The 10,808-nt window shown below is 70.2% G+C and carries 10 protein-coding genes; 7 read left to right on the top strand and 3 right to left on the bottom strand.

What is annotated here, in order from left to right:
• Positions 1 to 124: 124 nt before the first annotated feature.
• Positions 125 to 1,111 (top strand): IS481 family transposase, encoded by a 987-nt coding sequence (locus ACIRGA_RS01905; RefSeq protein WP_400935656.1) that lies wholly within the window; start codon positions 125 to 127, stop codon positions 1,109 to 1,111.
• A 210-nt stretch (positions 1,112 to 1,321) separates the two neighbouring features.
• Here the strand turns inward: ACIRGA_RS01905 and rpmB are convergent, their stop codons facing one another.
• Entirely contained in the window at positions 1,322 to 1,513 is a 192-nt protein-coding gene (gene rpmB / locus ACIRGA_RS01900) for a 50S ribosomal protein L28 (protein ID WP_007031450.1), read from the bottom strand.
• A gap of 133 nt (positions 1,514 to 1,646) precedes the next feature.
• Here rpmB and ACIRGA_RS01895 point away from each other — a divergent pair, with 133 nt between their 5' ends.
• The 5 genes from ACIRGA_RS01895 (at position 1,647) to ACIRGA_RS01875 (ending at position 8,439) form a co-directional block, all read left to right on the top strand.
• Positions 1,647 to 3,230, top strand: coding sequence for a DAK2 domain-containing protein (locus ACIRGA_RS01895; RefSeq protein WP_400935654.1), 1,584 nt, complete (start codon positions 1,647 to 1,649; stop codon positions 3,228 to 3,230).
• Between the two features lie 4 nt (positions 3,231 to 3,234).
• Entirely contained in the window at positions 3,235 to 5,388 is a 2,154-nt protein-coding gene (recG, locus tag ACIRGA_RS01890; RefSeq protein ID WP_400935653.1) for an ATP-dependent DNA helicase RecG, read from the top strand.
• Positions 5,389 to 5,471: 83 nt separating this feature from the next.
• A complete protein-coding gene (locus tag ACIRGA_RS01885) occupies positions 5,472 to 5,852 on the top strand; it encodes a hypothetical protein (protein ID WP_400935651.1) in 381 nt (126 codons plus the stop codon).
• Positions 5,849 to 7,933: a caspase domain-containing protein gene (locus ACIRGA_RS01880; protein ID WP_400935649.1), complete on the top strand. Its 2,085-nt coding sequence runs from the start codon at positions 5,849 to 5,851 to the stop codon at positions 7,931 to 7,933. The genes ACIRGA_RS01885 and ACIRGA_RS01880 overlap by 4 nt, the downstream gene beginning before the upstream one ends.
• Before the next feature lie 2 nt (positions 7,934 to 7,935).
• A complete protein-coding gene (locus tag ACIRGA_RS01875) occupies positions 7,936 to 8,439 on the top strand; it encodes a GNAT family N-acetyltransferase (RefSeq protein ID WP_400935648.1) in 504 nt (167 codons plus the stop codon).
• On the opposite strand, the gene ACIRGA_RS01870 is transcribed toward ACIRGA_RS01875, so the two are convergent.
• The gene (locus ACIRGA_RS01870; RefSeq protein WP_400935646.1) at positions 8,429 to 8,836 is read right to left on the bottom strand and encodes a hypothetical protein; all 408 of its coding nucleotides are present in this window, start codon (positions 8,834 to 8,836) and stop codon (positions 8,429 to 8,431) included. The genes ACIRGA_RS01875 and ACIRGA_RS01870 overlap by 11 nt on opposite strands.
• Before the next feature lie 233 nt (positions 8,837 to 9,069).
• Entirely contained in the window at positions 9,070 to 9,678 is a 609-nt protein-coding gene (locus tag ACIRGA_RS01865) for a TetR/AcrR family transcriptional regulator (protein WP_400935644.1), read from the bottom strand.
• 173 nt (positions 9,679 to 9,851) lie between these two features.
• Between ACIRGA_RS01865 and ACIRGA_RS01860 the strand changes: the two genes are divergently transcribed.
• Positions 9,852 to 10,751 carry a S8 family peptidase gene (locus ACIRGA_RS01860; RefSeq protein WP_400935679.1) on the top strand — a complete coding sequence of 300 codons (900 nt, stop codon included), beginning with the start codon at positions 9,852 to 9,854 and terminating at the stop codon, positions 10,749 to 10,751.
• The last annotated feature ends 57 nt before the right edge of the window (positions 10,752 to 10,808 follow it).

Genomic DNA, 10,808 nt, shown 5'->3' with positions numbered 1-10,808 from the left:
CCTAGGTGTACTGCCCCGGGAGGTTGCGAACGTGGAGACACGTAGTCGGATGATCTTGGAATGAGGGAGGGCCTCCGGGTTCGGTGTGGATTGCGACATCTACCCCGGATACCTGGAGGCCCTCGTGACTCACGCTAACGCACCGTTGACCCCTGCCGGGAGGCTGCGCCTGGCCCGGTGTGTCGTGGACGATGAATGGCCGTTGCGGCGGGCGGCGGAACGGTTCCAGGTCGCGGTGTCCACGGCGAAACGCTGGGCCGGTCGCTACCGCACGGGCGGCGAAGCCGCGATGGTCGATCGTTCGTCTCGTCCGCGCCGCAGCCCGTCGCGGACTCCGACCCGCACCGAGCGGCGGATCATCAAGGTCCGGGTCCTGCGCCGGTGGGGACCCGCCCGGATCGCCTACCTGCTCAGGCTGAACCCGTCCACGGTGCATCGAGTCCTGCGCCGTTACGGCCTGGCCCGGCTCTCCCACCTGGACCGGGCCACCGCACAGCCGGTCCGCCGCTACGAACATCCCGCGCCCGGTGACCTGATCCACGTGGACATCAAGAAGCTGGGCAACATCCCCGACGGCGGCGGGCACCGGGTCCTCGACCGCGCCACCGGCCTGCGGCACAAGAAAGCCACCACCACCGCCCGCCGGCATGGCAAACCCAGGATCGGGTCCAGCTACCTGCACAACGCCGTCGACGACCACTCCCGCCTGGCCTACAGCGAAATCCTGCCCGACCAGAAGAAAGAAACCGCGGCCGCGTTCTGGCAACGAGCCCAGACCTTCTTCACCAGCAACGGAATCACCGTCACACGGGTCCTGACCGACAACGGGGCCTGCTACAAATCCCGCCTCTGGCGCGACACGCTGCGCGACGCGGACATCGTCCACAAACGCACCCGACCCTACCGACCGCAGACCAACGGCAAGGTCGAGCGGTTCAACCGCACCCTCCTCGAGGAATGGGCCTACGCCCGCCCCTACCACTCCGAGACCGAGCGTCGCGACGCCTACCCAGTCTGGCTACACACCTACAATCACCACCGCGGCCACACCGCACTCGGCGGCCAACCACCCGCCAGCCGCGTTCCTAACCTCTCAGGTCAGTACACCTAGGTGCAAGGAAGGTGCCCTTCGCGCGCCCCGCTGTGACTGGTGGTGCTACCGAGACTCACGGGAATGTTTCCGTTCCGTGAAGGCCTCCTTGAGGGACCCAGAGTCCCTCAAGGAGGCCTTCACGGAACGGCGCGGCCCCACCCAAAGCAACCACCCCATAAAAAATGGCGGGTGCTCCGAAGAGCACCCGCCATTCCCCAAAAACCCGGCTCAGCCGCGAACGACCTTGCCCGCCTTGATGCACGAGGTGCAGGCGTTCAGGCGCTTGCGCTGGGACAGACCGATCTTGGCGTGAACGGTCTGGATGTTCGGGTTCCACCGGCGGTTGGTACGCCGGTGGGAGTGCGAGACCGACTTGCCAAAGCCCGGTCCCTTGCCACAGACGTCGCACACGGCAGCCACGTCGAACTCCTCTGGATCTGGGACAAAGAATGATGCGCCCAGCATGCTGGGCAACTCGACCATAGTAACCAGTGGCTCAGAGCCCTCCGGCACCGGGTCGATACCCTCGCTGGAACAGGTAGGAGGTTACGGGGTGCGGGTGCTGGACGTGGCGGCGGTCTCGGCTTGGTCGGCGGCCTGTGTGCACAGCTTGGCGGTGCTGCGGCCGGCGATCGACGGCATCAACGTCTACCCGGTCGCCGACTCCGACACCGGCTCCAACCTGCTGTTCACCATGACCGCGGCCCGCGACGCGCTGGCGGAGGCCGAGCCCTCGTCGACGGCCGAGGCGCTGGCGGCGTTCGCCAAGGGAGCGGTCGCGGCGGCCAAGGGCAACTCGGGCGTGATCATGTCGCAGGTCGTGCGCGGGGTCGCCGAGTCGGCGGCCGCCCGCGAGCTCGACGGGCCGGGGCTCGCGGAGGCGCTCGGGTGTGCGGACAGGGCCGCCACGGGTGCGGTGAGCCGTCCGGTGGCCGGGACCATCCTGACCGTCCTCCACACCGTCGCCGCGGCTGTCCGCGGTGCGACGGGCTCACTCGAAGAGGTGGCCGCCGCGGCGGCCAGTGTCGCTGCCGAAGCGCTCGAAGAGACCCCGAAGCAGCTGCCCGTCCTGGCGGTGGCCGGGGTGGTCGACGCGGGCGCCCGTGGCCTGGTCGCGGTCCTCGACGCCCTCTCCGGCGTGATCTCCGGCGGCCTCACCGAGCCGGAACACCCGCTCGAAGCGCATCACCATCACACGATCGACGCGCCGACGGCCTGGGAGGTCATGTACCTGCTCGACGGCGTCGACGAAGGCAGTCTCCCCGGGCTTCGCAAGACCCTCAGCGGCCTCGGTGACAGCGTCACGGTCGCCGGGGACGGCGCCGGCGCGTACGCCGTCCATGTCCATTGCGCGGACATCGGCGCGGCGCTGGAGGCCGGGATCGAGCTCGGCCGTCCCCGCCGGGTCCGGGTCGAGCCGCTGATCACGCCCACCCCGGTCGAGGTCGGGGGCGGGATCGACCGGTCGGTGGTCGCCGTCGTGCACGGCGGGCAGCTGGCCGAACTCCTCCGCGCGGAGGGGGTCGCGGTGCTTTCCGTCCCGCAAGGGAGCGAGCCGACCGTCGAGGAGATGCTGGGCCTGATCAACGAGGCCGCCGGGCATCACGTCACCGTCCTTCCGGGTGGTCAGCAGCTGACCTCGGCGGCCGACGCGGCGGCCGGGCACGCGATGGCCGCGGATCGCGACGTCGTCGTCATCCCGTGCGTGTCACCCGTCCAGGTGCTCGCCGCGCTGGCCGTCCACGACAAGGACCGCCGCACCAACGACGACGTGGTCGCGATGGCCGAAGCGGCGGCGGCGACCAGGCGTGGCGAACTGCGGATCGCGCAGGAGGAGTCGCTAACCTGGGTGGGCCGGGCGCAGGCCGGTGACGTCGTCGGTCTCGTCGACGGCGAGGTCGTGCTGATCGAGCCCGCGCCCGCCTCGGAGACGAGCCTGGTCGCGGCGGCGGTCGGCGTGCTGAACCGGATGCTGGCCCTCGGCGGCGAACTGGTCACCGTGCTGACCGGTGTGGACGCGCCGGTCCGGCTGCCGGGTGAGCTGGCCGATCAGCTCCGCCTGGAGCATCCCGAGGTCGAATTGACGAGTTACGCCGGCGGTCAGTCCGACGCCGTGCTGCTGATGGGGGTGGAGTGACCGCATGACCAACCTGCGCGCGGACCTCAAGCTGGTCGTGGGCGCGGCGACGGCGAAGGCCCTCGCCAAGGGCCTCAAGATCGAGACGGTCAGCGACCTCCTGCGCCACTATCCCCGCCGCTACGCCGAGCGCGGGCAGCTCACCGACATCGCCGGGCTCGAACTCGGCGAGCACGCCACCGTGATGGCGCGGATCGAGCGGGTCAACAAGCGCCGGATGAAGGCTCGCAACGGCACGTTGCTCGAAATGGTGATCACCGACGGAAAACGCCGTCTGCAGTGCACCTTCTTCAATCAGGCCTGGCGTGAGAAGGAGCTCGTGCCCGGCAAGAACGGGCTCTTCGCGGGCAAGGTCACCGCTTTCCGCGACGTCCTGCAGCTGGCGAATCCCGAGTACGAGCTGTTCGACGCCGACCGCCAGGCCGAGGCGATGGACGACTTCCTCGCCGAGATCATCCCGGTGTACCCGGCGGCGCAAGGGATCCCGACCTGGGTGATCGCCAAGGCCGTCCGTCAGGTGCTGGACGTGCTGGAGGTCGACGAGGATCCGATGCCGATCGAGCTGCTCGCCCAATACGGCCTGCCCAGCCTGGAAAGCGCGCTGCGCGGCATCCATCGCCCGTCGGGCTGGGACGCGCTGAACTCCGCGCGCCGACGGCTCAAATGGGACGAAGCCATGGCGGTGCAGCTGATTTTCGCGCAGCGACGGCATTCCCTGGTCTCGCGGCCCGCGAAAGCCTGTCCGCACAAGGACGGCGGCATCCTCGACGCCTTCGACAAACGGCTCCCGTTCGCGCTGACGTCGGGCCAGCGGGACATCGGCGACGAGATCGCCCGCGATCTGTCCACTGAGCATCCGATGAACCGGCTGCTGCAGGGCGAGGTCGGTTCCGGCAAGACCGTGGTCGCGTTGCGCGCCATGCTGCAGGTCGTCGATTCCGGGCGGCAGGCGGCGATGCTCGCGCCGACGGAGGTCCTCGCCGCGCAGCACGCCCGGTCGCTGCGCGAGATGCTCGGCGACCTCGGTCAGGCGGGCGAACTGGGCGGCGCGGAGAACGCGACGCGGGTGACCCTGCTGACCGGTTCGATGGGCGCCAAGGAACGCAAGAAGGCGTTGCTGGAGACGGTCAGCGGCGAGGCCGGGATCATCGTCGGCACGCACGCGCTCATCCAGGACACGGTGTCCTTCGCGGATCTCGGCCTGGCCGTGGTCGACGAGCAGCACCGGTTCGGGGTGGAGCAGCGGGACGCGCTGCGTTCCCGCGGCTCCGACGAGACCAGCCCGCATGTCCTCGTCATGACCGCGACACCCATCCCGCGCACGGTCGCGATGACCGTCTACGGCGATCTGGAGATCTCCGCGCTGCGCGAGATGCCGGTCGGCCGGTCGCCGATCAAGACGTCGGTGGTGCCGGTCGCGGAGCGGCCCGCGTGGCTGGACAGGGCGTGGCAGCGCGTCCGCGAGGAATGCGGCAAGGGACACCAGGCGTACATCGTCTGCCCGCGCATCGGTGACGAACCCGCGTCGGACAAGGGAGACAAGCGGCCCGCGCTCGCCGTCCTCGACGTGGCGCCCGAGCTGGCCGAAGGACCGTTGAAGGGGCTGAAGATCGGGGCCCTGCACGGCCGGATGCCCGCCGACGACAAGGACGCCGTGATGCAGGCGTTCTCCAGGGGCGACCTGGATGTGCTCGTCGCGACCACCGTGATCGAGGTCGGCGTGAACGTGCCGAACGCGACGGCGATGGTGATCATGGACGCCGACCGCTTCGGCATCAGCCAGCTGCACCAGCTGCGCGGCCGGGTCGGCCGGGGCAGTGTGCCGGGGCTGTGCCTGCTGGTCACCGAAACCCTGGACGGGACGACCACCCGGGAGCGGCTCGCCGCCGTCGAGTCCACGACGGACGGTTTCGAACTGTCCAGAATGGACTTGGAACTGCGCCGCGAGGGCGACATCCTCGGTGCCGCGCAGTCGGGGAAGAAGTCGACGCTGAAACTGTTGTCCTTGCTGCAGGACGAGGACGTCATCGCCGAGGCGCGGGCTCGCGCGTTGGAGATCGTCGAAAAGGACCCGGCCTTGGGGAATTACTTGGGGCTGGCGCATATGATCGCCGACGTCGTCGACGAAGATCGCGTGGAGTACCTGGAAAAAAGCTGACGTGAACATCTCTGCCCGATCGGACCTTGCCGCCGGACGGGCCGAAGGGTTTCCTCTTTCCGTACGGGCGAGGGAGGCCGGGGATGACGGCAGCGGTGCGGGTGCAGCTCGGTGAGGACGGGGCCGACGCGGAACGGGTCGAGCAGCTCGCCGGGTATCTCCGAGGGGAACTGATCGATCGCGGGGTCGCCGACGTCAAGGCGTTGCCCGCCGGCGAGGCGCCACCCGGCTCGCGGGGTTTCGACCCGGCGATGGCGGGCGGCCTGCTGATCACGCTGGGGAAATCCGCCGACGGCCTGCGTTCGGTGGTGGCGGCCGTGCGGGAATGGCTTTCGCGCGGTGGACGGGTGAAGCGCACGGTCCGGCTGGAGATCGACGGCGACGTGCTGGAGCTGTCTGAAGCGACGCTCACCGATCAGGACAAACTCGTCGCACTCTTCGTGAGCAGGCATTCGTCGTCATGACCGGCGAGCGGCGGGCCCTGATCATCGCCAACGGGGAGTACGACAACGCCGGGCTGAGCGCGCTGCGGTCCCCGGCCGCCGACGCCGAGGCGCTCGCCGAGGTCCTCGCCGACCGTGCCGTCAGCGAGTTCGACGTCCAGGTGGTGCGCGACGAGACCGCGCACGTGATCGCGGGCCGGGTCGAGGATCTGTTCGCCGACAGCGCGCCGGACGACGTCCTGCTGGTCCATTTCTCTTGCCACGGCTTGAAAAGCGAGTCGGGCGAGCTGTTCTTCGCCGCCCGCAACACCCGGCCGGAGCGGCTGGCGTCGACCGCCGTCCCCGCCGATTTCGTCCAGCGCTGTATGCGGATGAGCCGGTCGCGGAGCATCGTCCTCCTGCTGGACTGCTGCTACGGCGGCGCTTTCAGCCAAGGGGTCGCCGTGCGCGCCACCGGCGAGGCCAACGTGCTCGACGCCTTCCCTGGCGCGGGTTTCGGCGGCCGCGGCCGGGCGGTGATCACCGCGTCGAACTCCATCGAGTACGCCTTCGAGGGCGATCAGCTCGCCGACGACCACGCCCGGCCGTCGGTGTTCACCTCGGCCCTCGTCGACGGGCTCCGGACAGGCGACGCGGACCGCGACGAGGACGGCTGGATCGCGCTCAGCGAGCTCTACGACTACCTGTTCGACAGCGTCCGGGAACGGAACCCGAACCAGACGCCCAGCCGCGACATCGAGATGCAGGGCGAGCTGTATCTGGCCAGGAGCAGGCGCCGCCGGATCAAACCGTCGCCGGTCCCGGCCGATCTGCGCGCGGCGAGCGAGGATCCCAACATGTTCACCCGCCTCGGCGCGGTGACGGAACTCCAGCGGCGGCTGACGAGCGACAACCTCTCCGTCGCCATCGGGGCGCACGAAGTCCTCGCCACGATGGCGCAGACCGACATCCAGCACATCGCCGAGGCCGCCGATCTGGCGCGGCGGGAAGCGCTGGTGCGGGCGGAGCCGGAGGTGATCCGGTTCGGCGAGGTCGTCCGGGGGTCGCGGCCGGTGGCGCGCGTCAGGCTGAGCGGACCGCCGATCGCGCGAGCGTGCCGCTTCGCGTCCTCGCATTCCTGGCTGCGGGTGACCGAGGACGGCGACGGTGCCGAGATCTCCCTGGATCTGTCGGAGCCCGGGGCGTTCGACGGGCGGATCACGGTGACCGGACCGACCGGTGAGGTGCTGGTGCGGGTCGAGGGCCAGTTCGTCGCGGAACCCGCGCCGATACCGGCCCCGCCGCCCGAACCGCTTCCGAAATCCGCGCCGCCCGTGGAAACCGCGGTCCCGAAACCGGTTCCGCTCGCCGAGGCCGCGGTCCCCGTGCCGCCGGTCGAAGCCGTGGCCGGAAAGCCGGATCCCTTCGCCGCCGCCGCGGGTCTGCTCGCGTTCGCGGGCGCGGTGTACCTGGTGCCCATCGCCTTCGCGGTCAGCCACAGCCTGGAGGATTTCTTCGAAGACGGCGGCTGGACGGTCATACCGCTCGTCGTCTTCGCGACCGCGGCGGGGATCGCGATGCTCCTGCCGAACACACGCCGGATGGTGGGGCCGGGCGCGCTGTCCGGGCTCGCGCTGCTTTCGGCGATCCCGTCCGGCCCGGCGCTGCTGGTCCTCACCGACGGCTGTCTGTTCGCGGGGGCCGTCTGCGCGATGGTCGCGGTGCGGCGGGACCGGAGTTTCCGGCTAGGACTCGGCAAACCGCGGGACGGGCTCGCCGTCGCGGCCCTCGTGGCCGGGGCCGGCTGCGCGGCCGGGCTGGTGACGGAGGCCGTCGAACTCGTGAACTACTCGTCGAGCCGCGCCGATGAGGCCGCGATCTACCTCGTGGTCTCGGTGGCGCTCCTGATCGGGACGGTGCTCGGCGCGCTGCTGCGGCCGGCTGCCTTCGGCGTCGCCTTCCTCGGCGGGGTGGCGGCGGGCGGCATCGTCATGGTGTGCGCGCTGTTCTACGCGATACCGAGCAGTTCGAGCGTCACCGGCGCCGGCTGGGGGATCGCGCTGGCGGCGGTGCTCTCGCTGGCCATCGTGGCCGGTTTGGCGGCCCGCAAGGCGAAAAGCTGACGATGGCCACAGTTCGTCTCGCGACCGTCGAGGACGCCTGGCCCATCGCCGAGGTGAACGTGCGGTCGTGGCAGTCGGCGTACCAAGGCTTGCTGCCCGAGCTCTACCTCCGCGATCTTTCCGTCGAGGCACGGGCCGCCCGATGGCAGCGGACCCTCGCCGATCCCGCCCACCGGGGCGACATCCTGGTCCTGGTCGAAGACGGAGTGCTCCTCGGCTTCACCGCCGTCGACCGGAGCCGCGGGGAACTGCGCGCGATCTACCTCGAACCGGAGCGCTGGGGAACCGGTCTGGGCAGGCTGCTGCTGGACGCCGCTGTCGCCGCGCTACGGGACGCGGGGCATCGTGAGGCGACCCTCTGGGTGCTCGAGACCAACGAACGCGCCCAGCGTTTCTACTCGGCCGGAGGCTGGACGCCGGACGGGGCGACGAAGACCGACACCATGCCCGGCGAGGACGTCCCGCTTTCCGAAGTGCGCTACCGGATCGCTCTCGTCAGCGCTTGAACCAGGCGCTTTCCTCGGGTTTGTTGAGGGTGACGATGATGCCGACGGCGATGCCCATCCCGATCAGCTGCGTGATCGCCCCACCGTTGACCAGGCTGATCAGCCCCATGACCACGGACAGCCCTTCGACGGCGATGACCGTCGGCCGCACCCAGGGCGAACCGCGGGAAATCCTTATCGCGCAAGCGATCAGCACGACGGCGACCACGAAACCGAGGATCGCCAGCGCGAGGGCGAGGCCGGCTTCCTCGTTGCCGTGGTCGAGTTCGTTGACCGCGAGGGCGGTCACGAGCGCGCTGACGAGGATGTTGAGGACCGCCTGCACCCAGAGGAAAACGCGGACGAACTTGAGCTGGCGCGGCATCTCCAGCGGCCGGTTCCGGACTTCCTCGGTCATGGCGATCCCCTCTCGTGGCACGGAGAGACCAGTCTGGCCCGGAAAGTCCTTGGCGCTGACGGTAAAACTGTCCTCTTCGCGAGTGAAAGCCCCCGCGGCCAAAGGGCGCCGGAACGGCCTGGGTCCAGGTGGTGGGGGGGGGGGGGGGGGGGGGGGGGGGGGGGGGGGGGGGGGGGGGGCCCGCCACCCCCCCCCCCCCCCCCCCCCCCCCCCCCCCCCCCCCCCCACCGCGACTAAACGCCTGACCGCACGAAGGCGCCTTCCCACGCCGCGACCGTCACCGCCCGCGCCGTGACGCGCGCGTCCGCCACCGTGACGCTTTCCCGCGACAGGAACAGCCGGTAGAACATCGGCCCGCACACCGCTCGCACCAGTTCGTCGCCATCCGTGCCGGAAGGGATCTCGCCCCGCGCGACGGCCCGTTCCGTGATCGGCGCCATGCGCACATGCCGGTCCGCATAGAAGTCGTGCAGCGCCTCGGCCGCCTGCGGCGACTGGAAGGCCGCCAGCACCGACGCCGTCGGCAGCTCCTTCAGCGCGGGCTCGGTGAAATACCGGACCACTTCGGCCGCGATCTCGTACAGATCGTCTTCGAGGGACCCGGTGTCGGGTGCCACCCAATCGTCCTCCGCGCCCATCTGCAGCGCGGCGGCGACGAGACCGTCCGGTGAGGACCAGCGCCGGTACACCGTGGTCTTGTGCACGCCGGACCGCTCGGCGACCGCGTCCACGGTCAGGTCGCCGAACCCGCGTTCGGCCAGCAGGTCGAGGGTGGCGTGCAGGACCGCCTGGCGGGTGCGTTCGGTCCGGCCGCCGGGCCGCTGGGTGCCGGAGGGTGCCAATTGCCACTCCTGTTGCATTAGAGCGGCCAGTATGTCAGACCGGCGAAGATCGCCGACCACTTCGCGCTCGGCACGGGCACCTCCGACCGGCCCCAGCCGATCGAGTGGTTGAGGTTGCCCCTCGCGGGTGACAGGCGTAGGCCCGAGGCATGATCACTCGACTGGTACGGGTCATGGCCGCGCTCGCGCTCCTGGTTTTCGTGGCGCAGCCCGCCTCCGCGACGGAAGTCCAGCAGAACCCGCCGAACTGGGGACTGGACCGGATCGACCAGCGAACGGGCCTCGACCAGCTCTACCACTACGAGACCGACGCCAAGGACGTCACGGTCTACGTGATCGACAGCGGGGTCGACGCGGCGCATCCGGATTTCGGCGGCCGCGTCAAACCGGGTAAGGACTTCCTGAACGGCGGCACGGACACCACCGACACCAACGGTCACGGCACGTACTTGGCCGGTGTCGCCGCGTCGAAGACCTACGGCGTCGCGAAGGGGGCGCAAATCGTCCCGGTCCGGGTGATCGACGCGCAGGGCGGCGGCGCGACGGACAAGATCATCGCGGGTATCGACTGGGTGACGCAGAACGCACAGCAGCCCGCCGTCGCCGTCCTCGGCATCGGCGGCACGGCCAACGACCAGCTCGACGCCGCCGTCCGCGCGCTCGCGGCGGTCGTCCCGGTCGCCCTTCCGGCGGGCGGCGAGGCCACCGACGCGGGGAAGTTCTCACCCGGCCGGGTCACCGAAGCACTCACCGTCGGCTCGACCGACGCGAGTGACCAGGTCGGGGCGACGTCGAACTACGGCGAGGTCGTCGACCTGTTCGCGCCCGGCGTCGACGTGCCCGGTCCCAACGCCGGGGGAAGCGGCGGCCGGGTGCTCAGCGGGACGTCGTCGGCCGCCGCGCACGTTGCCGGGGTGGCCGCGCTGTACCGGGCCCTGCACCCGGAAGTGTCGGCTCCGGACGTCGCGAAAGCGCTCGTCGACCTCGCTTCGGTCGACGTGCTGACCGGGGTCCACGAGGGCACCGCGAACAGGTTGCTGCAGAGTCCCGGGGCGCAACTCAGCCAGGGATGATGTCCATCACCTGGACAACAACTCCCGCCCTGCGGGACCGAACAGGTAACGTGCCTC

The organism is Amycolatopsis sp. NPDC102389 (genome assembly GCF_044765885.1).
Classification (GTDB): Bacteria; Actinomycetota; Actinomycetes; order Mycobacteriales; family Pseudonocardiaceae; genus Amycolatopsis.
The sequence above is the reverse complement of the archived record's forward strand: the minus strand, read 5'-3'. Positions and strand labels throughout refer to the sequence as shown.